Raw genomic sequence first — 22,378 nt, forward strand, 5'->3', positions numbered from 1 at the left:
CGTGCGCGGCAGCGGTCGCCTTGGCCGTGCGCAGCGCCCGCAAGATCGCGGAGTCCGCCGTGCCGGTCGCGCGCGACGAGCCGTTGCTGCACGCGGCGCGTGCGCGCGCCCAGGCGTCGATCGATGACCTGCGTCCGCATGTCGGTTCGCCGCTGCAGGTCGGGGTGAAGATCCCGCTGCGCAACGCGGCCGACGAGATCGAACACGTCTGGGGCACGCCGCAATCGCTCGACGCCGAATCGATGACCCTGCGCATCGTCACGCCTTTCGTCGATGGCGCCCTGCCGTCCGATCCGGTGACCGTCGCGGTCACCGACATCGAGGACTGGCAGGTGTTCCTCGACGACGGCCGTATCCTCGGGGGCTTCGGCACCCGTGCGCAGATGGCCGTGGCCCGCCGCGACGGCCACCCGATTCCCGAACACGTCCTGGCCCAGGAAGCGCGCTTCGTCGACGCCTGAGCACTCCCATTTTCCCGAACGAGACTTTCGACCCGACCATGACCGCCATCGCCAAGATCCACGCCCGCGAGATCCTCGACTCCCGCGGCAATCCGACCCTCGAAGCCGAAGTGACGCTGGAAGACGGCAGCTTCGGCCGTGCGATGGTGCCGTCCGGCGCCTCGACCGGCGCCCGTGAGGCGGTGGAACTGCGCGATGGCGACAAGACGCGCTATCTCGGCAAGGGCGTGCAGAAGGCCGTCGGCAACGTCAACGGCGCGATCGCCGAAGCGCTGAAGGGCTTCGACGCCGCCGACCAGGCCGGTCTCGACAAGCGCCTGATCGATCTCGACGGCACCGAAAACAAGGGCCGCCTGGGCGCGAACGCGCTGCTGGGTGTCTCGATGGCGAACGCGCATGCGCTGGCGGCGTCGAAGAGGATTCCGCTGTGGAAGCTGCTCGGCGGCGACCGCGCGCCGGTGCTGCCGGTGCCGATGATGAACATCATCAACGGCGGCGCGCATGCTGACAACAACGTCGATTTCCAGGAATTCATGGTGCTGCCGGTTGGCTTCTCGAGCTTCTCCGAGTCGCTGCGCGCGGGCACCGAAATCTTCCACGCGCTCAAGTCCGTGCTCAAGAGCCACGGCCTGAGCACGGCGGTGGGTGACGAAGGCGGCTTCGCGCCGGACTTCCGCAGCAACGTCGAAGCGCTCGACACGATCCTCGAGGCGATAGGCAAGGCCGGTTACGCCGCGGGCGACGATGTGCTGCTGGGTCTGGACGTCGCGTCGAGCGAGTTCCACGACAACGGCAAGTACCACCTGGTCGGCGAGAACAAGCGCCTGACCGGCGAGCAGTTCGTCGACTTCCTCGCCGACTGGGCCGCGCAGTACCCGATCGTCACGATCGAGGACGGCATGGCCGAGGACGACTGGACCGGCTGGAAGCAGCTGACCGACCGCATCGGCGACAAGGTGCAGCTGGTCGGTGACGATCTGTTCGTCACCAATCCGAAGATCTTCAAGGAAGGCATCGATTCCAAGACCGCGAACGCGATCCTGATCAAGGTCAACCAGATCGGCACGCTGACCGAGACGCTCGAAGCCATCGCGATGGCGGATGCGGCCGGTTACGCCGCGGTCGTGTCGCATCGTTCGGGCGAGACCGAGGACACGACGATCGCCGACATCGCGGTCGCCACCACGGCCACGCAGATCAAGACCGGTTCGCTGTGCCGCAGCGACCGTGTCGCCAAGTACAACCAGCTGCTGCGCATCGAAGAGGCCCTGGGCAGTGCTGCCCGGTACGCCGGCCGCGATGCGTTCGTGTCGCTGAAGCGCTGATTCCACAGGACACAATTCGATGCGCGCGTTGCTCGTCGTGCTGCTGGTGCTCGCCACGCTGCTGGCCTGGTTGCAGTACCGGCTGTGGTTCGGCGTGGGCGGGACCGAGCAGGTCGAAGAACTGCGTGGTCGTGTCGAGACACAGGCGCGCCAGAACGAAGGCCTGGAACAACGCAACGCCGCACTCGCGGCCGAAGTCGCCGACCTCAAATCCGGTGAGGCGGCGATCGAGGAGCGCGCGCGTGGCGAGCTCGGCATGATCAAGCCGGGCGAAACCTTTTACCGCGTCGTCGACGATGCACGCATCGCGCCGCTGCCGGCCGAGCACGCGCTCGATCCGGACGCGCAGCGCCGCGCGCAGGACCAGACGCCGTGAGCACCCCGGATCGGGTCCGGGGCGGGCTCTGGGTGATCGTGCCGGCCGCCGGTCGCGGCAGCCGGTTCGGTGGCGCTGTCCCGAAACAGTTTCTTGAGGTCGGCGGGCGAAGCGTTCTGGCGCACACGCTCGACGCGCTCGCCAGTCATTCCGGCATCGGCGGCATCGTGCTGGTGCTCGGTGCCGACGACGTGCCGGTGCTGCCCGAAGCCGCGCTGCACGGCAAGCCGCTGGTCCGCGCACCGGGCGGCGACACACGTGCGGCATCGGTGCTTGCCGGTCTGCACGCATTGCCCGAATCGGTCCGCCCCGACGACTTCGTGCTGGTGCACGACGCCGCGCGTCCGAACCTGCACGCCGACGATCTCGATGCGCTGCTCGAACGCGGGCGCATGGATCCGGTCGGCGCGATCCTTGCCGCACCCGTGCGCGACACCCTCAAGCGGGCAGGTGACGACGGCGGCATCGACGGTACCGAACCCCGCGAACGCCTGTGGCGCGCGCTGACCCCGCAGCTGTTCCGCCGCCTGCAACTGGGCCGCGCACTGGAAGCCGCCGACGCTGAAGGCATCGCCGTCACCGACGAAGCCATGGCCATGGAACGTCAGGGTGCGCGCCCGCTGCTGGTCGAAGGCCGCGGGGACAACTTCAAGATCACCACGCCCGCCGATTTCGCGCGGTTCGAGTTCGAGCTGTCGCGCAGATCGTGACGCTCGTCGAACCTGTCGCCTTGCCCTTCGGGTGAGGCTTGGATCCGGACAGGCGGCTCGGTAGCCGCCGCGATCCAGCATCGCGCATGCGTTTTCGCTTCCCGCTTCAGACCTTGCCCGAGCGCCGATCCATGGCAAGCTGCCGTCCCGTTTTCCTGCAGGGTCCGCCCCATGACCGCCACGCCTGATTTCCGCATCGGCCAGGGCTTCGACGTCCACGCCTTCGGCGACGGCGACCACGTCATGGTCGGCGGCGTCCGCATCCCGTTCGAGCGCGGCGTACTCGCGCACAGCGATGGCGATGTCGCGCTGCATGCGCTGTGCGATGCGATGCTCGGCGCGCTCGCGCTTGGTGACATCGGCGTGCATTTCCCGCCGTCCGACGATCGCTGGAAGGGCGCCGACAGTCGCGCGCTGCTGCGCCATTGCAATGCCTTGCTGGCGGAGCGCGGCTGGCGTGTCGGCAACGCCGACGTCACCGTGATCTGCGAGCGGCCGAAGATCGGCCCGCATGCGGCGGCGATGCGCACCGCGATTGCCGACGACCTCGGTATCGCGCTCGACTGCATGTCGGTCAAGGCGACGACCAGCGAACAGCTCGGCTTCACCGGCCGCGGCGAAGGCATTGCCGCGCAGGCGGTGTGCCTGCTGGTGCGCGATGGCGGCTGAGCCCGGCGGGAGCGCCGACATCGCGGCCGGCACGCCGACCGCGCATGGCGCGCCGGTGCTGTCGGCGACGATCCGCCAGCATCCGTCGGATTTCCGCGTCGACGAGATCGACGGCTTCGAGGCCAGCGGCGCGGGCGAACACCTGCTGCTGACGATCGAGAAGACCGGCATGAACACCGCGTTCGTCGCGCGCCTGCTCGCGCAGTGGGCGGACGTCGACGGTCGCGCGGTCGGCTACGCGGGGCTAAAGGATCGCCACGCACTGACGACGCAGCGTTTCACCGTGCAGCTGCCGGGCCGCGACGCGCCCGACATCGCCGCGCTCGAAGCCATGGCCACCGGTCATGGCCAGTCGCTGCGCGTGCTGGCGCAGGCGCGCCATGCGCGCAAGCTGCCGCGCGGTGCGCTGGCGGGCAACCGTTTCATGCTGACGCTGCGCGATGTCGCCGGTGATGTCGCGGCGATCGAGGCGCGCCTGCAGACGATCGCCACGCGCGGCGTGCCGAACTACTTCGGCGAACAACGCTTCGGCCACGACGGCGGCAACATCGACAAGGCGCTGCGCATGTTCGCCGCGCCGCGCCGGCGCATGGACCGCGACCAGCGCGCGATGCTGCTGTCGGCGGCACGCTCGGCGCTGTTCAACCGCGTGCTCGCGGCGCGCGTCGATGCCGGCGACTGGGACACCGGTCTCGATGGCGAGGTGTGGATGCTCGACGGCAGCCGCAGCGTGTTCGGGCCCGAGCCAGCCAGCGCCGAGCTCGACGCACGCGTCGCCGCGCAGGACATCCATCCCACCGCACCGCTGTGGGGCCGCGGCGCGCTGCGCAGCACCGGCGAAGCACGCGCACGCGAAGCCGCGGCGCTCGACGATCCGCAGGCGCTCGCGCTGCGCGAAGGTCTGGAAACCGCAGGCCTGTCGCAGGAACGTCGCGCGACGCGCCTGCAACCGGGCGAGCTGCAGTGGACCTGGCAGACAAGGGACCAGCTGCAGGTGTCGTTCGTGTTGCCGGCCGGCTGCTACGCGACCTCGGTGCTCGCCGAACTCGGCACCATCGGCAATGTCGCCGCCCGTCGGCCCGCACCGGACGCGCCGACCGGCGGTTGATCGGCGTACGCGACGTGGGTGTATAGCGCAGGGGCAGGTGCGTAACGGCGGCGCGCCTGCGCCGAGCCAGTCGCCGCGGAGTCCGACCATGCCGTCCTTCCTCCGAACCACTATCGTCCTGTCGGCTTGTGCGCTGGCGGCCTGCGCCAGCAACTCGCCACGTCTGACGGATGCGCCGCCCGCCGACCTCCGGATGCAGTCAGCGGATCCTTTGCGGATCACGACCGACGACGACTATGTCGCGCGGGTCAACCGCGAGGCGCAGCGCCGCGGTCTGCATGTGCAATGGATCAATCCGCCGGTGCGGCGGACCAATTGATCGCGTTCAACCGGCGACGCGCAGCGCGGGATCGCTGATTTCCAAGCCGCGCAGGATCACGCCCGCGTGCGTGCGATTACGCGCGCCGAGCTTCTCGAAGATCGCCGACATGTGCGCCTTGATCGTGCGTTCCTGCACGTCGAGGCGATCGGCGATCTGCTTGTTGAGCAGGCCTTCGGCGACCAGGCGCAGCACCCGGAACTGCTGCGGCGTCAGGCTCGCGAGGCGCGCGGCGAGATCCATGTCGGCCGGCGCCGACTGCGCGCGGGCGACTGCGCCGCGCAACGCAGGCGGCAACCACTGCTCGCAATCGAGCACCGCGCGGATCGCTTCGCGCAGTTCGTCGAGGCCGGCGCTTTTGGGGATGTAGCCGGCGACGCCGTGATCGAGCGCGCGGCGCACGACCAGCGGATCCTCGTTCGCCGACACCAGCACCACCGCCACTGCCGGGAACTGCGCGCGGATCGCGGCCAGTCCGGCCAGCCCATGGTTGCCGGGCATGTGCAGGTCCAGCAGTACGAGGTCGATGTCGTCCTCGTTCTCCAGCGCTTCGAGCACGCCGTCGAGCGTTTCGGCCTCGCGCGTGGTGACGTCGGGCGCCGCGTCGGCTGCCGCACCGCGCAGGGCGGCGCGGAACAGCGGGTGGTCGTCGGCGATCAGCAGCTTGGGCATTCGGGGGCCGGAATGAGAATTCGGAATCGGAGATTCGGCGCGGTGGCAGTGGACGCTGGCTTCGACTCCCGCGTCCGGATCCGATCGCCACACTAGCAAGCCCGGGCGGGGCGCGCGGCTGGTACCAAAGTACGATGGCCGCCGGCGAACGCGCTGCTACGGTGCCTGCATGACCAAGACCCGCATGCTCCGGCCGCTGTGCCTCGCCACCCTCGCGCTCTCGCTCGCCGCCTGTGCCGGCAGTGCGACGCGCAGCGATCCTGCCTCGATGCGCGGAGACGACGCCACGATGTTCAGCGCCCAGCGCACCAGCCTCCACCGGGGCGACGACGATCTGCTGACCGCCGGCCTCGGTCTGACCGGCCTGCAGGCGATGACGCCCCCGACGTTCGTCGATCCCGAACATCCGCTCGCTGCCGAAGCACGCCGGCGCGCGCTGTGGGCGAACTGGCGCGGCATCGCCGACCTCGCACCGGGCGGCGGCTACGGCACGCTCTACGGCAGTCTGGCCAGTGTCCCCGGCCGCGAATTCCACGCGCTGGCGACGGTACCCGGCGCCTCGCAGCCGCACCGCGTGCTGGTGCAGGTGCCCGACGGCTTCGACCGCACGCGCCGCTGCATCGTGGTCGCCGCTTCGTCCGGCTCGCGCGGCATTTACGGCGCGATCGCCGTCGCCGGCGCCTGGGGTCTGCCGAAGGGTTGCGCCGTCGCCTACACGGACAAGGGCGCGGGCACCGATTACTTCGACGCCGATGCGGGCATCGGCATCGCGGCTGATGGCACGCCGTCCGCCGATCGCACGCAGGCCGTCTTCGCGCCGGATGGTGCGGGGCAGGGCGTTGCGTTCAAGCATGCGCATTCCGGCGACAACCCCGAGGCCGACTGGGGCCGCCACGTGCGCCAGGCTGCCGAGTTCGCGCTGCAGGCGCTGGGCGAGGCGTATCCGGACGACGCGCCGTTCGATTTCGACAGCACTCGTGTCATCGCGGTCGGTATCTCCAATGGCGGCGGCGCGGTGCTGCGCGCGGCGGAGCTCGAAGGCGACTGGCTCGATGCCGTGGTCGCCGGCGAGCCCAGCATCCACGTCGATGCACCCGGCGCGCGTTCGCTCTACGACTACACCACCGAAGCCGCGCTGCTGATGCCGTGCGCGCTGCTCGCCGTCGACAACCTGCCGCAGCCGCCGTTGACCGCGCAGGTCGCACCGCTATGGACCGCGCGCTGCGCCTCGCTGCGCGCGGCCGGCCTGGTCGAAGGCAGTGACGCTGGGGCGCAGTCGCGGTCGGCCCTGGAGATCCTGCGCACGCATGGCTGGACCGACGGCGCGCTACGCGCGGGCGCCTTGTCAGCCGGCTTCGATCTGTGGCGCGCGATCGCCGCGACCTATGCATCCGCGTATGGCCGCTTCGATGCCGACGCGCATCCTTGCGGTTACCGCTACGCGGCGCAGGGCGCGGACGGCGGTCCGCGTCCTTCAACCGCGACCGAACGCGCGGCCTGGTGGAGCGACGGCAGCGGCATTCCGCCGGGCGCGGGTGTCGGCGTCGTCGACACACGCATGGCCGGCGCGGATCCGCTGTTGCCGGGCCTGCAGTGCCTGCGCGCGCTCAACGACGGTGATGATGCGGCCGCGAAGCGGGTGCAGGCCGGCATCGCCGAGACGCAGGTCGGCCTGCCGCGCGCAGGCCTGCCGGTGGTCGTGGTCCACGGCGCCGATGACGGGCTGATCCCGATGGCCTTCACCAGCACGCCTTATGTCGGATGGGCGCAGGCGGCCGGGCGCGACGTGCGCCTGTGGCAGGTCGCCAACGCGCAGCACTTCGATGGATTCCTCGGCCTCCCGGACTACGCCTCGCGCTACGTGCCGCTGCTGCCGTATGTGTATGCCGCGCTCGATCGCGTAGATGCGCATCTGGACGGCAACGGCGCGTCGCCGGCGGATGCCTCGATTCCGACCATCCCGCGTGGCGCGGGCACGGCACTCGACGCCACCCACCTTGCGGTCCCCCGCTGACCGACTGACGCTCGACGCGGGTTGTCTCACGCCAGAGCTTGCAGCCTCCATGCGTTAGTAGTAATACTACTCACCATGGACCTGACCCAGACCCAGCACGCAATTCTCGAGATGATCGGCGAGCGCATTGCGGCCGAAGGCATGCCGCCTTCGCAGGCCGAGATCGCCCGCGCCTTCGGCTTCAGTGGCGTCCGCGCCGCGCAGTACCACCTCGATGCACTGGAAGCTGCGGGCGCCATCGAGCGGGTGCCGGGCCGGGCGCGCGGCATCCGTGTGCTGGTACCGGTGCAGCAGGCACAGCACGCGCTGGCTCTGGGCGCGACGCCAAGCGACGCGCTCCGCCTGCCGGTGCTCGGGCAGGTCGCCGCCGGCGCGCCGATCGGTGCCGACATCGGTTCCGACGATTACCTCGTGCTCGACCGCGTACTGTTCTCGCCGTCGCCCGACTACCTGCTCAAGGTCAAGGGCGATTCAATGCGCGATGAAGGCATCTTCGAAGGCGACCTGATCGGCGTGCACCGCACCCGGGATGCGCGCTCGGGCCAGATCGTCGTCGCCCGCGTCGATGACGCGATCACGGTCAAGCTGTTGAAGATCGGCAAGGACCGCATCCGTCTGATGCCGCGCAATCCCGATTACGCACCGATCGAGGTGCTGCCCGACCAGGACTTCGCGATCGAAGGCCTGTATTGCGGGTTGGTCAGGCCGAACCGTTGAGCGCGTTGCCGCTCAAGCGCATGTCGCGCGCGGCGTTCCCCGACGGGTATCCGCGTCGCGCGCCGCTGACCGGCACGCATCCACCCACTTAATTTTGCTTCCTCTCCGCAGCGTCGCAGCCCGTGCGACCTGCGATTGCGAGGATGCCTCCACCAGACCGGAACACGAATGACGAGGACCACCACGATGGACGAGAACAAGAAGCGCGCGCTCTCCGCAGCCCTGAGCCAGATCGAGAAGCAGTTCGGCAAAGGCTCGGTGATCCGTATGGGCGACCGCGTGTCGGAAGTGGTCCCGGTGATCCCGACCGGTTCGCTGCAGCTCGATCTCGCACTCGGCATCGGCGGCCTGCCGCGCGGCCGCGTCATCGAGGTCTACGGTCCGGAATCGTCCGGCAAAACCACGCTGACCCTGCAGACGATCGCGCAGTGCCAGAAGCTCGGTGGCGTCGCGGCGTTCATCGATGCCGAGCACGCGCTGGATCCGACGTACGCTGCGAAGCTCGGCGTCAACGTCGAGGATCTGCTGGTCTCGCAGCCCGACACCGGTGAGCAGGCGCTCGAGATCGCCGACATGCTGGTGCGCTCGAACTCGGTCGACATGGTCGTCATCGACTCCGTCGCCGCGCTGACGCCGCGCGCCGAAATCGAAGGCGAGATGGGCGACCAGCTGCCGGGCCTGCAGGCCCGTCTGATGAGCCAGGCGCTGCGCAAGCTGACCGGCAACATCAAGCGCAGCAACTGCATGGTGTTCTTCATCAACCAGCTGCGCATGAAGATCGGCATCATGATGCCGGGCCAGAGCCCCGAGACCACGACCGGCGGCAACGCGCTGAAGTTCTACGCCTCGGTCCGTCTCGACATCCGCCGCATCGGCGCGATCAAGAAGGGCGACGAGATCATCGGCAACCAGACCCGCATCAAGGTCGTCAAGAACAAGATGGCGCCCCCGTTCAAGCAGGTCATTACCGAAATCCTCTACGGCGAAGGCATCAGCCGCGAGGGCGAGCTGATCGACATGGGCGTCGAAGCCAAGCTGATCGAGAAGGCGGGCGCCTGGTACAGCGCGGGCGACGAGCGGATCGGTCAGGGCAAGGAGAACGCCCGCCAGTACCTCAAGGACAACCCGGAAGTGGCCGCGCGCATCGAGGCGGGCATCCGCGAGAAGCTGCTGCCTGCAGCCGTGTTGGCGGCCGCAGCGGCGGGCAATGAAGAAAACGACGACGACTGAGCTGGCCGCGTCGGGCCTGCCCGGCGGTGGCGAATCGCATGACACGGACCTGCCGGCTGGCGGGTCCGCGGAACGCGTAGACGCTGCCGGGTTTGGATTGACCCCCGATGGTGATGCGCCTGCCGCAGGCAGGCGCAAGAAACGCCGCGAACTGACGCCCGCCCAGCGGGCGTTGTCGTTACTGGTGCGGCGCGAGCATTCGCAGCCTGAGCTGCTGCGCAAGCTCGCGGCGCGGGGCATCGAGCCGGAGGCGGCTGCCGATGCCGTCGAACGCATGCGCGAGGCCGGCTGGCAGGACGATGGCCGGTTTGCCGCGAGCCTCGCACGCAGCCGCGCAACTGGTGGCCATGGTCCGCTGCGGATCGAGGCCGAACTCGCGACCCATCGGCTCGATGCAGGCAAGATCGCTGCGGCCTTCGAATCGTTGGCGGCCGACGGCGAGGCCGACTGGCCGCAACGCGCGCGCGATCTGATCGAGCGCCGTTACGACGTAGCCGCGTTCGCGGACGATCCGGCACTGCGGCGCAAGGCCGTGGATTTCCTGCTGCGTCGTGGATTCGACGGCGAAACCGCCTTTGGCGCGGTCCGCGCCTTCCGGGGCGATTGAGACACGGCGAAGAAGCACGCGGACTGCGCCCGGCGCGGCGGCGCGCGTGGCCCCCGGACGGCCTGCTACCCTTTGCGGCTGTGGGCACCGCTCCGGACCTGCACCTGTCTAGATGGCGGGCGCGCACGGCTGCCGGGGATGCCCTATCCCTCCAGTACGTCCGTCACGCCAGGCCCATGACCACGCAGACCCCCACCAGCACCGCCCAGATCCGCAGCGACTTCCTCGAGTTCTTCAAGGGCAAGGGCCACACCATCGTGCCCTCGGCGCCGCTGGTGCCCGGCAACGATCCCACGCTGCTGTTCACCAACTCCGGCATGGTGCAGTTCAAGGACGTGTTCCTGGGCGCCGAGAAGCGCAGCTACGTGCGCGCGGCCGACGTCCAGCGCTGCCTGCGCGCGGGCGGCAAGCACAACGATCTCGACGTCGTCGGCTACACCGCGCGTCACCACACCTTCTTCGAGATGCTCGGCAACTGGTCGTTCGGCGACTACTTCAAAAAGGACGCCATCGCCTGGGCCTGGGAACTGCTCACCCAGCTCTGGAAGCTGCCGGCCGAGCGCCTGCTGGTCACCGTCTACCAGACCGATGACGAGGCCTACGCGCTGTGGCGCGACATGGTCGGCATTCCGGAAGAGCGCATCGTCCGCATCGGCGACAACAAGGGCGCGCCGTTCGCGTCCGACAATTTCTGGCAGATGGCCGACACCGGTCCCTGCGGCCCGTGCACCGAGATCTTCTACGACCACGGTCCTGCGCATTTCGGCGGCCCGCCGGGCTCGCCCGACGAGGACGGCGACCGTTTCATCGAGATCTGGAACCTCGTCTTCATGCAGTTCGACAAGCAGTCCGACGGCACGCTGGTGCCGTTGCCTGCACCGTGTGTCGACACCGGCATGGGCCTGGAGCGCCTCGCAGCGATCCTGCAGGGCGTGCACAGCAATTACGAGATCGACCTGTTCCAGGCCCTGATCCGCAAGGCCGGCGAACTCACCGGCACCCAGGATCTGGAGAACAAGTCGCTGCGCGTGATCGCCGATCACATCCGCGCCTGCAGCTTCCTGATCGTTGACGGCGTGCTGCCGTCCAATGAGGGCCGCGGCTATGTGCTGCGACGGATCATCCGCCGCGCACTGCGCCACGGCTGGATGCTGGGCGTGCGCCAGCCGTTCTTCAGCGCGATGGTCGGCACGCTCGATGAGGTGATGGGCGATGCGTATCCGGAGCTGCGCGAGAAGCGCGACCTGGTCGAACGCGCGCTCAAGGCCGAAGAAGAACGCTTCGCCGAAACGCTCGACGCCGGCATGCGCATCTTCGACGACATCGCCTCGCGCAGCAGCGGTGCGATTCCGGGCGCGGACGCGTTCCGCCTGTTCGATACCTACGGTTTCCCGCTCGACCTCACCCAGGACATCGCGCGCGAGCGTGGCCTCGAGGTCGACATGGCCGGCTTCGATGCCGCCATGCAGCGCCAGCGCGAGACCGCGCGCGCGGCAGGCAAGTTCACCTCGAGCGCCGGCCTGTCGGCCGATCTCGTTGCGCAGCTGTCGCCGACCGTGTTCGTCGGCGACGACCAGAACGAAGCCGATGGCCTGCAAATTCTTGCGCTGCTCGTCGGCGGGCGTCCGGTCGAGTCCGCATCGGCCGGCGACGAGGTCGTTGTGATCCTCGACCGCACGCCGTTCTACGGCGAGTCCGGCGGCCAGGTCGGTGATACCGGCGTGATCGAAGCCGACGGTGTGCGTTTCGAAGTCGACGACACGCAGAAATTCGCGGGCCAGTTCCACGGCCACGTCGGCCGTCTGGCGTCGGGCACGCTGCAGCGCGGTGGTCAGGTGCGCGGCGCGATCGATGCCGCACGCCGCGGCACCATCGTGCTCAACCACAGCGCGACGCATCTGCTGCACGGCGCGCTGCGCGATCTGCTCGGCACGCACGTCGCGCAGAAGGGCTCGCTGGTCGCGCCCGAGCGCCTGCGCTTTGACTTCTCGCACTTCCAGCCGGTGACCGCGGACGAACTCGCCGAGATCGAACGTCGCGTCAACGTCGAGGTGCGCGCCAACCATCCGGTGAGCATCGAGCAGATGGACATGCAGTCCGCACTCGATTCCGGCGCGATGGCGCTGTTCGGCGAGAAGTACGGCGAGCGCGTGCGCGTTGTGACGATGGGCGAATCGGTCGAGTTGTGTGGCGGTACGCACGTCGATCGCACCGGTCGCATCGGTCTGTTCAAGCTCGTGTCCGAAGGCGGTGTGTCGTCTGGCGTGCGCCGTGTCGAAGCGCTGACCGGCCAGGCTGCACTCGATCACGTGCGCAGCGACGAAGAGCGAATGCGTCAGGCGGCTGGTCTGCTCGGCGGCACTGCCGGCGAAGTCGGCGAGCGCCTGCGCGCACTGCTCGATCGTCAGAAGCAGCTGGAGCGCGAACTCGAATCGCTCAAGGCCAAGGCCGCCAGTGGCGCGACCGCGGACCTCGGCGCGTCTGCGATCGATGTCGACGGCATCAAGGTCGTCGCCGCGCGTATCGAAGGTCTCGACGCCAAGGCGCTGCGCGATGCGGTGGATCGCCTCAAGCAACAGCTCGGCGATGTCGTCGTGCTGCTGGCCGGCACGAGCGACGGCAAGGCCGCACTGGTCGCCGGCGTCGGCGGCGCCGCGACCGGTCGCGTCAAGGCGGGCGAGCTGCTGTCGCATGTCGCGGCGAAGACCGGCGGCAAGGGCGGCGGTCGACCCGACATGGCACAGGGCGGCGGCGAAGACGGCCCGGCGCTGCTCGCGGCGCTCGGCGAAGTTCGCCAGTGGGTGGCGGAACGCCTCGGCTAAGCGGGCGCTAAACGCCCGTCCCCGGTTGTTGACCGGCCGCCCGGCAGGGGACATGCTTCACGGCCTAACGAGGTCTGTAATCGGTTTCCAAGGTCGAGAACGGTCCGAATACAGTCCACGCCGGCGCGTCGAAACGGGCCGGTTCCAGGAGATTGCTATGCTGATTTTGACCCGCCGCGTCGGGGAGACGCTGATGATTGGTGACCAGGTGTCGGTCACCGTGTTGGGCGTCAAGGGCAACCAGGTGCGCATCGGTATCACCGCACCCAAGGACGTTGCCGTGCACCGCGAGGAGATCTATCAGCGCATCCATCGCGAAGGCGATGGTGCCGAAGCGCAAGAAGATTTGCCGCAGACGCCCTGAGCCGTTATCCTTCGCACCGCGTTCGGCGCTTGCGTCGAACGTGTTGCTTCGGAGAGTTGCCCGAGTGGCTGAAGGGGCTCCCCTGCTAAGGGAGTATGGGGCTTAAAACTCCATCGAGGGTTCGAATCCCTCACTCTCCGCCACTGCTCGAATTCGATCGGATTTCCCCGGAAATCGCAGAGAAAAATTCTTGATAGTGGTTGACGAAGCAAACGTTTTGCTAGAAAATTCCGCTTCTGTTCAAGGCGCCCGTAGCTCAGTTGGATAGAGCACCAGGCTACGAACTTGGGGGTCGGAGGTTCGAATCCTTCCGGGCGCACCAGAACAACGAAGAGGCCAGCGAGCGATCGCTGGCTTTTTTGTTGCGCGCGTGTTTTTGCCGGGGCGTGTGCGACGGTTTCGATCAGTCACGCATCGGGCGGTGCATTTACATCGCAGATGTCGCGCTGTGCATCGGCTGGCGATTCTTGCGGCGACGCCGCGCGTCTTCGATGACCATGGTTGCGCGTTGTGAATGACGCATCTATTCGCATGTGTCAGACGTTGCGGGACCCGCGCGCAACGTCGCATGCCGATGCGTGATCGCGTCTGGAGCGCCGTCTCGAACGCGTGTGTAGGGACGCCGGCTGGTGCGATATGCGACAGCTCGCCGTAAGAGCGCGTCGGGAAAACGAGACTGCGCACGCCACGCCATCCAATAGCGCGACGCGATCGACCAGCTCAAGTGATCCCCGCGCAGAGGCGAAGTGCTTTACACCAGCCCATAGGGCGGTTCATCCATGGACCCGCGCATACGACCGGATGTCTCCGGGCGTGGCCGACGCGGGCGCGCCGCAGTGGCGCGCTACAGCCGCGCGTCCACCGCGTCGGCGGGCAGCACGGCCTTGACGTCGAACAGCACCGCGCCCGGCTTGCCGAACGCGCGCAGGCCATCTGCGCCGAGTTCGCGGAACTGGGTGTGTGCAACTGCGAGGATGATCGCGTCGTAGGCGCCCGTCTCCGGCGTGCCGATCGGCGTGAGTCCGTACTCGTGCTGCGCATAGGCCGCCGCGACCCATGGATCGTGCACGTCGACTTCGATGCTGTAGCTCTGCAGTTCGCGCACCACATCGATCACGCGCGTGTTGCGCAGGTCGGGGCAGTTCTCCTTGAACGCGAGGCCCATCACGAGCACGCGCGCGCCGGCGGTCTGGATGCCGCGCTGCTGCATCAGCTTCACCACGCGCTGGGCGACGTGCAGGCCCATGCTGTCGTTGATGCGACGGCCTGCGAGGATCACTTCGGGGTGGTAACCGATCTCCTGCGCCTTGTGCGTCAGGTAATACGGATCGACGCCGATACAGTGGCCGCCGACCAGGCCCGGGCGGAACGGCAGGAAATTCCACTTCGTGCCCGCGGCTTCGAGCACTTCGTGCGTGTCGATGCCGAGGCGGTCGAAGATCAGCGCGAGCTCGTTGACGAGGGCGATGTTGACGTCCCGCTGGGTGTTCTCGATGACCTTCGCCGCTTCGGCCACGCGGATGCTCGACACGCGATGCGTGCCGGCTTCGACGATGTCGCGATACAGCGCGTCGACGAAACCTGCTGCCGCGTCGCTGGAACCGGCGGTGACCTTGAGCGTGTTCTCCAGCCGGTGTTGCTTGTCGCCCGGGTTGATGCGTTCGGGGCTGTAGCCGACGTGGAAGTCGTCGCGGTAACGCAGGCCCGACACGGCTTCGAGGATCGGCACACAGATCTCTTCCGTCGCGCCGGGATACACCGTCGATTCGTAGATCACTACGCCACCGCGTTGCAGGGCGGCGCCGACCGCGCGACTAGAAGCTTCCAGTGCCGACAGGTCGGGACGCTTGTAGGCATCGACCGGCGTCGGCACGGTGACGATGTGTACGTTGCAGCCTGCGAGATCGGCCGCGTCGGCGCTGTAGCGCAGATGCGCGGCCGCGCGCAGTTCGTCGGGCGACAGTTCGCGGGTGTGGTCGTCGCCGCGCTGCAGGCCCGCCACGCGCGTCTGGTCGATATCGAAACCCAGCGTCGCGTGGCGACGCCCGAATGCGACCGCGAGCGGCAGGCCCACGTAGCCGAGGCCGATGACGGCGATGCGGATGTCGTCGCGTGCGGGCAGCGGTGCGGTCATGCAGGGAGTCGCTCGTTGGGCAATCGGCGCAGTGTAGCGGACGCCCGCAAACGGCTTCAGGTGTCGGCGAGCCAGGCGGCGATCGCGTCCGGTGCGCGCATCAACGCGAAATGGTCGGCCTTCGCACCCAGGCGCGCGGCGTCGAAACCATCGATCGCGGTGTCCGCGCTGCCGAGTTTGCCGAGCAGGAAACGCAGCGACGACGGCGGGCCGAGCCAGTCGTCGTCGAGCCACGCCGCGCGGACGGGCACATCGACACGCGCCATCGCCGCATCGATGTCGACATCCACGCCGGCTGCCGCATAACGCCCGCGCAATCCGCTGCGCGTCCAGTCGGCGATCACGCCGCGCGACTCATTGCCGGCGAAGCGCAGCCGGCGCCCCGGCAGCACGCCGCGCGTACGCGCGAGCCACGCCATGAAGCGGTACAGCGGTGGCAACGTGTAGCGCACGCGCGGCGGGAACGCGCGCCAGTAGGGCGCGCCGCTGGCGACCAGCCACAGCGCGTCGGCCGCATCGGGTTGCAGCGCGAGATGGCAACAGGCGAGCTGCCCGCCGAGGCTGTGCCCGCCGATGACGCGCGTCGCGCCCGGCACGGCGTCATCCAGCGCTGCCTCGCTGCGCGCGATGTCGGCGAGCAGTTCGCGGTAGCCCCAGTCGTGCGTGCGGCCGGCGCGCAGGCTGCTCGAGCCGATGCCGCGCCATTCGTGCAGGCCGACGGCGATGTCGCGCGCAGCCAGCGCGTCGGCGAACGGCAGGTAATGCTTCGCGGGCACGCCCATCGCCGGCAGCCACAACAGCCGGCGCGTCGGCGCGTCGGGCACGCGCATGATCAGTTCGAAGCGATGGCCGTCGCCGCTGTCGAGTGGTTCGACGCGGTCAGCCACCGTGCTCACGACGCGAGCGGGCCCAGATGGCCGAGCACGCTGACCGCACTGCGCCCGGGGCGGTAGGCGTCGCGCATTGCGCGGTGCACGTAGTTGATGCCGGCGCGGCATGCAGTCGCGGCGTCGTCGCCCAGCGCGAGGCGTGCGGCGATCGCCGACGACAGCGTGCAGCCGGTGCCGTGGCCGTCGATCTCGAGCCGCGGCGCGCGATGTGCGAAGGCCGCACCGGCATCGGCGTAGCGATCCACGACTTCGTCGCCTTCATCGAGATGGCCGCCCTTGAGCAGCACGCCGTGGGCGCCGAGCGCGCGCAGCGCCGCAAGTGCGGCTTCGGCGTCGGGGCCGGCGGCGATGCGGCGGCCGAGCAGCAGTTCGGCTTCCGGCAGATTCGGTGTCAGCACGCGTGCGCGCGGAATCAGGCGTGTGCGCAGCGCGCCAAGCGCGTCGTCGTCGAGCAGCTTCGCCCCCGAGGTCGCGATCATCACCGGGTCCAGCACCACCGGCACGTCGGGACACAGCGCCAGCGCGTCGGCCACGGCGTCGACGATCTCCGCGGTCGCGAGCATGCCGATCTTCACCGCACGCACGTCGAAGTCGTCGAAACAGGCGTCGATCTGCGCGCGCAGAAATTGGATGGGCGGCGCGTGCACCGCGGTGACGCCGCGGGTGTGCTGCGCGGTCAACGCGGCGATCGCGGACAGGCCGTGCACGCCGTGCGCGGCGAAGGTCTTGAGGTCGGCCTGGATGCCGGCGCCACCGCCGGAATCGGAACCGGCGATCGTGAGCACGGAAGGCGGGCGGGGCGCGGACGGATCGGTCATGCGCACATTGTGCAACAGCGCCCGGCGCGGAATGCAGCGTGCACGCATCGACCGGCCGCGTGTGCGGCCGGTCGTGCGGAGGTCAAAGCACTTCGGACGCGAAGTCGGCCAGGCGCGAACGCTCGCCCCGACGCAGCGTCACGTGCGCGCTGTGCGCCCAGTTCTTGAAGCGGTCGACCGCGTAGGTCAGGCCCGACGTCGTTTCGGTAAGGTAGGGCGTGTCGATCTGTTCGACGTTGCCCAGACACACGATCTTCGTGCCGGGACCGGCGCGGGTGATCAATGTCTTCATCTGCTTGGGCGTGAGGTTCTGCGCCTCGTCGAGGATCAGATACCGCGACAGGAACGTGCGCCCGCGCATGAAGTTCATCGAGCGGATCTTGATGCGCGACGCCAGCAGATCGTTGGTCGCCGCGCGGCCCCAGCTGCCGCCTTCCTGGTTGTGCGTCAACACTTCGAGATTGTCGGTCAGCGCGCCCATCCACGGCGTCATCTTTTCCTCTTCCGTGCCGGGCAGGAAACCGATGTCCTCTCCGACGCTGACCGTCGCGCGGGTCATGATGATCTCGCGGTAGCGCTGCTGGTCCATCGTCTGCGCCAGCCCTGCCGCGAGTGCGAGCAGCGTCTTGCCGGTGCCGGCGGTGCCGAGCAGCGTGACGAAGTCGACTTCCGGATCCATCAGTGCGTTGAGCGCGAAATTCTGCTCGCGGTTGCGCGCGTTGATGCCCCACACCGCGTGCTGGCTGTGGCGGAAGTCGTCGACGATCTGCAGCGTCGCGCGGCCGTCTTCCACCTTCGTTACGCGGAACTCGGATTCCTCGTCACCCGGCAGGTACAGGAACTGGTTCGCGTACCAGCCGTCTTCTTCCGATACCGAGAGGTCGTAATACGTGCGGCCCTTGTCGGTCCACGAACGCAGGTCCTTGCCGTGGATCGTCCAGAAATCCGCCGGCAACGCCGTTGCGCCGGTGTAGAGCAGGCTGAAATCGTCGAGCGCGCGGTCGTTCTCGTAGTCCTCGTTGGGAATGCCGGCGATCGCCGCCTTGATCCGGAGGTTGATGTCCTTCGAGACGAACACGACCGGGTAATCCGGCTCGGTACGCACCAGGTCGAGGATCGCGCCGAGGATCCGGTTGTCGGGCGCGGCTGCGCCGAACGAGGTCGGGTCTTCGCTGGGCGTCGTGGTCTGGAACCGCAGTTTGCCGACGCTCTGCGCGCCGCGCAGCTGCAGGCCCTGCGGACGCAGCAACGGCAGGCCGGTCGCGATCTGGTCGCTGCCCGCCGCTTCGATCAGTTCGTTGAGAAAGCGGCTGACCTGCCGCGCATTGCGGCTGGCCTCGGTAGTGCCTTTCTTGCCGTTATCGAGTTCTTCGATCACCTGCATCGGCAGGTAGACATCGTGCTCCTCGAACTTGAACAGCGCCGTGGGATCGTGCATGAGCACGTTGGTGTCGAGAACGTAGACGCGCTTGCCTTTGGTCATCATCGGAGTGTCGGCGTTCCGTGTTGAAAAGGGATGACGGGAGTGGAGCTTTCGTTGCACACGCACGGCCGCGCCGCCGTGACCCGCGATGCGGGACGGCGAGTGGCACGTTCGGAAGTGGCCGTCACTGCGACTGCGCAGCCTGCAGTGCGTCGAGTACGGCCTGCGCATGGCCCGGCACGCGGACCTTGCGCCATTCGGCCGCGATGCGGCCGTCGGGATCGATCAGGAACGTGCTGCGCTCGATGCCCAGCACGGTCCGGCCATACATGTTCTTCTCGCGGATCACGTCGAACGCGCGACACAAGGCTTCGTCCGCATCGCTGACCAGCGGAAACGCGAAGCCCTGCTTGGCGCAGAAATTGTCGTGTGATTTCACCGAGTCGCGCGAGACGCCCAGCACGTCGGCGTCGAGCGCCTGGAACTGCGGCAACAGCGCGCTGAAATCCAGGCCCTCGGTCGTACAACCGGGCGTGGAATCCTTCGGGTAGAAGTAGAGGACGAGCCAGCGTCCGGCGTGGTCGGCCAGTGTGGCCTTCGCGCCGCCCGACAGCGCCAGTGGCAGCTGCAGGGTGGCCTTTGCGAGCTTCTTGCGTGTTCCGCTCATCGTTCGAACGGGCGTTCCATTGCGACGGTCGTGATCACAATGCGCGCGTGTTCCTGCTTTCGCAAGCGTCCGCGCGCATCGGATCAGAACTTCATCGGATCCATGATCGCGTCGAGGTTCAGGTGGTCGCAGAACTCGAGGAAATCGTCGCGCAGCGCAGCGATGTGCATGTTCGCCGGGATGCCGATCGTGATCTGCGCCGAGAACATGTCGGCGCCGGTCTGCATCGCGCGATAGCGCGAGGAGTGCAGGCTTTCGATCGTGATGCCCTGGCGATCGAAGAAGTCGGCCAGCTGGAACAGGATGCCGGCCTTGTCGGCGGCGACCACTTCCACCACGTAGGGCAGCAGGTTCGACTGGATCGGCTTCGGGCCCGTGCGATACCACACCAGCTTCAGGTCTTCCTCGCGCTCCAGGCGCGTGAGCATCGCCTCGAGCTTGGCGACCGCATCCCACGGACCGTTCGCCAGTGCCGTGACCGAAACGTCCCGTCCCACGGTCGACAGACGCGTGTCGACCATGTTGCAACCGCTGTCGGCGATACGACGCGACACAGACAGCAGCGGCGACGCCGGATGCGTGGTGTACGCGTTGATCAGCAGGTAATTCTCGTTCGGCGAGGGCCGGGCAGCGGTATCGGATTCGGTCAAGGGGGCGTCCGCGGCGGAAAATCTGTTCGACTGCGAGGGTCGATGGCGACTGGAGGGTGAACGGCGGTCCGGGCAGGGCCGGATGCGGCGGCCAGCATACTTGCCCGCGCTTCGTGGCCGCAAGTAACATCGGCCAGCATTTTCCGGGCCAAACTGCGTGTTTCCCGGCTCCACGTTTCTCTGCGACCGCACTGCGGCCGCCCATCGGACTCCCATCTTGCGACTTTCAGGCAGCATCACCGCACTTGCCACCCCCTTCGACGCCACCGGTGCACTCGACCGCGCGGCGTGGAAACGGCTGGTCGAGTGGCAGCTCGCCGCGGGCACGCAGGGACTCGTGGTCGCCGGCTCGACCGGCGAAGCGGCGACGCTGGAAGACGATGAATACGACTGGCTCGTCCGCAGCGCGGTCGAACTGGCTGCCGGCCGCGTGCCCGTGCTCGCCGGCACCGGCCTGTCGGCGACGTCGAAGACGATCGCCGCGACGCAGCGGCTCGCGCAACTCGGCGCGGATATCGCGCTGGTGGTCGTGCCGGCCTATGTGCGGCCGACCCAGGCAGGCCTGCTCGCGCATTACCGCGCGGTTGCCGATGCCGGCGGCCTGCCGGTGCTGCTCTACAACGTGCCCGGTCGCACCGGCACCGACATGCTGCCCGAGACCGTCGCCGAACTGGCGCGGCATCCGCGCATCGTCGGCATCAAGGAAGCGCACAGCGGTGTCGAGCGCATGCAGGCGCTGCTCGCGCTGCAGAGCGAGGATTTCGCGGTGCTCAGCGGCGACGATCCGACCGCCGCGCGCGCGATGCTCGCCGGCGCTGATGGCGTCATTTCGGTCGTGTCGAACCTCGTGCCCGGCGCGTTCCGCAAGCTCTGCGATCTGGCCCGCAGTGGTCAGGCCGACGCTGCGCATGACTGGGACGCGCGCCTGCAGCCGCTGCACACGTTCTGCGGCATCGAACCCAACCCCATTCCCGTCAAGGCGGTGCTGAGCAGACAGGGCCTCGGCCATGGCCTGCGTCTGCCTTTGACGACACTGGCCCAGGCGCATGATGCGCAGGCCGACGATGCGACGCGACTCGCGGCGGACCTCGAAACGTCCTGCCGTGCCCGCGCCGCCTGATTTCCCAGGAGATTCCACGATGCGTCCACCCCGTTCCTCCATGCGCTATCTCGCCATTGCCGTCGTCGCGGTCGCAGTCGTGGGCACCAGCGGCTGCCGCTGGTTCAAGAAGGACAACGCGCTGTACGCGCAGAGCCCGGAAACCCGTCCGCTCGAAGTCCCGCCGGATCTCGACCGTCCGCGTACCGACGGTGCGATGGCACTGCCCGAAGCGACCACGTCGGTGACCCGCTCGGGCACGGCAGCGGCGCCGGCCGATTCGAACGTGTCCTTCAGCGCCACCGGTGCGCGCGATGCGGTGTTCGCGCAGGTCGGCGAAGCGCTGGCTGCCACCGACGGTGTGACCGTCAACAGCCGTTCGCAGGTGCTGGGCACCTACGACGTGTCCTACGCCGGCAGCCAGTTTCTGGTTCGCGTGGCATCGCAGCAGGGTGGCGCCGTGGTCTCGGCAGTCGATCCGCGAGGCGTGGCCGCGACCGGCGATGCGCCGACGCGTCTGATCGCGGCGCTGCAGGCTGCGCTGGCACAGTAAAGACGGGCAGGCGGCGTCCGAGGTTCGGACGTCGTCGACCCCCGGATACGGAAACGGGCGCCTCGGCGCCCGTTTTTCGTAGTGCGATCGCGCTGCGCGGATCAGCGCTCCAGCAGCGGCAGCTTGTCCGGCTTGCCTTCCCAGTCCTTGGCGTCGGCCAGCGCGTCTTTCCGCGTGGTGATGACCGGCCACGCCTTGGCCAGATCGGCATTGAGCGCGACGAACGCTTCCTGGCCCGCCGGCACGTCGTCCTCGGGATAGATCGCGTTGATCGGGCATTCCGGCTCGCACAGCGTGCAGTCGATGCACTCGTCGGGATCGATGACGAGGAAGTTCGGCCCTTCGTGGAAACAGTCCACCGGGCAGACCTCGACGCAGTCGGTGTACTTGCACTTGATGCAGTTTTCGGTGACGACGAAAGGCATGGAATTCGGATCGGGCGGGGCGATGACGGGCTGCAGTTTAAGGCAGCGCCCGCGGCGCCGGTGCGAAGTGTTCGCATTTGCGGAAGAGATGGTGTGTCGCGCATCGCCCGCGACGGATGGCGGGCAGGTGTTCCGTCCTGTGGCGCGCGCCGAAGTCGTAGCTTCGGATCACCCGCAGCCGCTACTGGTCCTGGATCGTGTCGTACGGCAGAGGCCTGTGTCGGGAGCGCGGCCGCCGCGTGGTCTGCGGCGGGTTGGTCGAGAGCGGCCAGACCGAGCGGCGCGCGCGGGTCGACGAAAGGCGACATGGGCGAGGCGCTGCTGC

The 22,378-nt window shown here is 68.3% G+C and carries 23 protein-coding genes and 2 tRNA genes; 17 read left to right on the top strand and 8 right to left on the bottom strand.

All coding sequences use genetic code 11. The features are described 5' to 3' along the window. The first annotated feature begins 26 nt into the window (after positions 1-26). The 7 genes from LU699_RS14170 to LU699_RS14200 all read left to right on the top strand — a co-directional run bounded on the left by LU699_RS14170 (position 27) and on the right by LU699_RS14200 (position 4,968). Complete coding sequence (locus tag LU699_RS14170) at positions 27-461, top strand: DUF2314 domain-containing protein (RefSeq protein WP_232580218.1); 435 nt, start codon at positions 27-29, stop codon at positions 459-461. A gap of 38 nt (positions 462-499) precedes the next feature. After that, positions 500-1,786 (top strand): phosphopyruvate hydratase, encoded by a 1,287-nt coding sequence (eno, locus tag LU699_RS14175; RefSeq protein ID WP_232136970.1) that lies wholly within the window; start codon positions 500-502, stop codon positions 1,784-1,786. Positions 1,787-1,805: 19 nt separating this feature from the next. After that, positions 1,806-2,162 carry a cell division protein FtsB gene (gene ftsB, locus LU699_RS14180; RefSeq protein WP_232136968.1) on the top strand — a complete coding sequence of 119 codons (357 nt, stop codon included), beginning with the start codon at positions 1,806-1,808 and terminating at the stop codon, positions 2,160-2,162. After that, positions 2,159-2,872 (top strand): 2-C-methyl-D-erythritol 4-phosphate cytidylyltransferase, encoded by a 714-nt coding sequence (gene ispD, locus LU699_RS14185; RefSeq protein ID WP_232580219.1) that lies wholly within the window; start codon positions 2,159-2,161, stop codon positions 2,870-2,872. The genes ftsB and ispD overlap by 4 nt, the downstream gene beginning before the upstream one ends. A 171-nt stretch (positions 2,873-3,043) precedes the next feature. After that, the gene (ispF, locus tag LU699_RS14190) at positions 3,044-3,541 is read left to right on the top strand and encodes a 2-C-methyl-D-erythritol 2,4-cyclodiphosphate synthase (protein WP_232136965.1); all 498 of its coding nucleotides are present in this window, start codon (positions 3,044-3,046) and stop codon (positions 3,539-3,541) included. Further along, the gene (gene truD / locus LU699_RS14195) at positions 3,531-4,649 is read left to right on the top strand and encodes a tRNA pseudouridine(13) synthase TruD (RefSeq protein WP_232136964.1); all 1,119 of its coding nucleotides are present in this window, start codon (positions 3,531-3,533) and stop codon (positions 4,647-4,649) included. Before ispF ends, truD begins: the two co-directional genes overlap by 11 nt. An 88-nt stretch (positions 4,650-4,737) precedes the next feature. Then, positions 4,738-4,968, top strand: coding sequence for a hypothetical protein (locus tag LU699_RS14200; protein ID WP_232136963.1), 231 nt, complete (start codon positions 4,738-4,740; stop codon positions 4,966-4,968). A 6-nt stretch (positions 4,969-4,974) separates the two neighbouring features. Here the strand turns inward: LU699_RS14200 and LU699_RS14205 are convergent, their stop codons facing one another. Continuing rightward, entirely contained in the window at positions 4,975-5,640 is a 666-nt protein-coding gene (locus LU699_RS14205; RefSeq protein WP_232136962.1) for a response regulator transcription factor, read from the bottom strand. A 169-nt stretch (positions 5,641-5,809) separates the two neighbouring features. On the opposite strand from LU699_RS14205, the gene LU699_RS14210 reads away from it, so the two are divergent. From LU699_RS14210 to LU699_RS14245, 8 genes are all read left to right on the top strand, one after another. Next, positions 5,810-7,654, top strand: coding sequence for a 3-hydroxybutyrate oligomer hydrolase family protein (locus LU699_RS14210; protein WP_232136961.1), 1,845 nt, complete (start codon positions 5,810-5,812; stop codon positions 7,652-7,654). A gap of 75 nt (positions 7,655-7,729) precedes the next feature. Beyond that, positions 7,730-8,371 carry a transcriptional repressor LexA gene (lexA, locus tag LU699_RS14215; protein WP_232136960.1) on the top strand — a complete coding sequence of 214 codons (642 nt, stop codon included), beginning with the start codon at positions 7,730-7,732 and terminating at the stop codon, positions 8,369-8,371. A gap of 186 nt (positions 8,372-8,557) precedes the next feature. Further along, positions 8,558-9,601 carry a recombinase RecA gene (recA, locus tag LU699_RS14220; RefSeq protein WP_232137357.1) on the top strand — a complete coding sequence of 348 codons (1,044 nt, stop codon included), beginning with the start codon at positions 8,558-8,560 and terminating at the stop codon, positions 9,599-9,601. After that, positions 9,579-10,208 carry a regulatory protein RecX gene (locus tag LU699_RS14225; RefSeq protein ID WP_232136959.1) on the top strand — a complete coding sequence of 210 codons (630 nt, stop codon included), beginning with the start codon at positions 9,579-9,581 and terminating at the stop codon, positions 10,206-10,208. The genes recA and LU699_RS14225 overlap by 23 nt, the downstream gene beginning before the upstream one ends. A 176-nt stretch (positions 10,209-10,384) precedes the next feature. Beyond that, positions 10,385-13,030: an alanine--tRNA ligase gene (alaS, locus tag LU699_RS14230; protein WP_232136957.1), complete on the top strand. Its 2,646-nt coding sequence runs from the start codon at positions 10,385-10,387 to the stop codon at positions 13,028-13,030. A 157-nt stretch (positions 13,031-13,187) separates the two neighbouring features. After that, positions 13,188-13,394 (top strand): carbon storage regulator CsrA, encoded by a 207-nt coding sequence (gene csrA, locus LU699_RS14235; RefSeq protein WP_232116495.1) that lies wholly within the window; start codon positions 13,188-13,190, stop codon positions 13,392-13,394. Positions 13,395-13,444: 50 nt separating this feature from the next. Next, positions 13,445-13,537, top strand: a tRNA-Ser gene (locus LU699_RS14240). A 102-nt stretch (positions 13,538-13,639) separates the two neighbouring features. Then, a tRNA-Arg gene (locus LU699_RS14245) sits at positions 13,640-13,716 on the top strand. 522 nt (positions 13,717-14,238) lie between these two features. Here the strand turns inward: LU699_RS14245 and LU699_RS14250 are convergent. The 6 genes from LU699_RS14250 to LU699_RS14275 all read right to left on the bottom strand — a co-directional run bounded on the left by LU699_RS14250 (position 14,239) and on the right by LU699_RS14275 (position 19,976). Further along, positions 14,239-15,528: a nucleotide sugar dehydrogenase gene (locus tag LU699_RS14250; protein ID WP_269781278.1), complete on the bottom strand. Its 1,290-nt coding sequence runs from the start codon at positions 15,526-15,528 to the stop codon at positions 14,239-14,241. 56 nt (positions 15,529-15,584) lie between these two features. Next, on the bottom strand, positions 15,585-16,358 hold the full coding sequence (locus LU699_RS14255; RefSeq protein WP_268739099.1) for an alpha/beta hydrolase family protein: 774 nt from the start codon (positions 16,356-16,358) through the stop codon (positions 15,585-15,587). Between the two features lie 62 nt (positions 16,359-16,420). Continuing rightward, on the bottom strand, positions 16,421-17,236 hold the full coding sequence (gene thiD, locus LU699_RS14260; RefSeq protein ID WP_232136953.1) for a bifunctional hydroxymethylpyrimidine kinase/phosphomethylpyrimidine kinase: 816 nt from the start codon (positions 17,234-17,236) through the stop codon (positions 16,421-16,423). A gap of 82 nt (positions 17,237-17,318) precedes the next feature. Beyond that, complete coding sequence (locus LU699_RS14265) at positions 17,319-18,719, bottom strand: PhoH family protein (protein WP_232136951.1); 1,401 nt, start codon at positions 18,717-18,719, stop codon at positions 17,319-17,321. Positions 18,720-18,843: 124 nt separating this feature from the next. Beyond that, entirely contained in the window at positions 18,844-19,326 is a 483-nt protein-coding gene (locus LU699_RS14270; protein ID WP_232136950.1) for a peroxiredoxin, read from the bottom strand. Between the two features lie 83 nt (positions 19,327-19,409). Further along, positions 19,410-19,976 (bottom strand): glycine cleavage system transcriptional repressor, encoded by a 567-nt coding sequence (locus LU699_RS14275; RefSeq protein ID WP_232116503.1) that lies wholly within the window; start codon positions 19,974-19,976, stop codon positions 19,410-19,412. Between the two features lie 217 nt (positions 19,977-20,193). Between LU699_RS14275 and dapA the strand changes: the two genes are divergently transcribed. After that, entirely contained in the window at positions 20,194-21,096 is a 903-nt protein-coding gene (gene dapA, locus LU699_RS14280; RefSeq protein WP_232136949.1) for a 4-hydroxy-tetrahydrodipicolinate synthase, read from the top strand. A gap of 19 nt (positions 21,097-21,115) precedes the next feature. Further along, entirely contained in the window at positions 21,116-21,628 is a 513-nt protein-coding gene (locus LU699_RS14285; protein ID WP_232136948.1) for a hypothetical protein, read from the top strand. Between the two features lie 101 nt (positions 21,629-21,729). Here the strand turns inward: LU699_RS14285 and fdxA are convergent, their stop codons facing one another. Next, the gene (fdxA, locus tag LU699_RS14290) at positions 21,730-22,053 is read right to left on the bottom strand and encodes a ferredoxin FdxA (RefSeq protein WP_232116506.1); all 324 of its coding nucleotides are present in this window, start codon (positions 22,051-22,053) and stop codon (positions 21,730-21,732) included. Positions 22,054-22,378: the final 325 nt, after the last annotated feature.

This window comes from Luteimonas fraxinea (assembly GCF_021233355.1).
Classification (GTDB): domain Bacteria; phylum Pseudomonadota; class Gammaproteobacteria; order Xanthomonadales; family Xanthomonadaceae; genus Luteimonas; species Luteimonas fraxinea.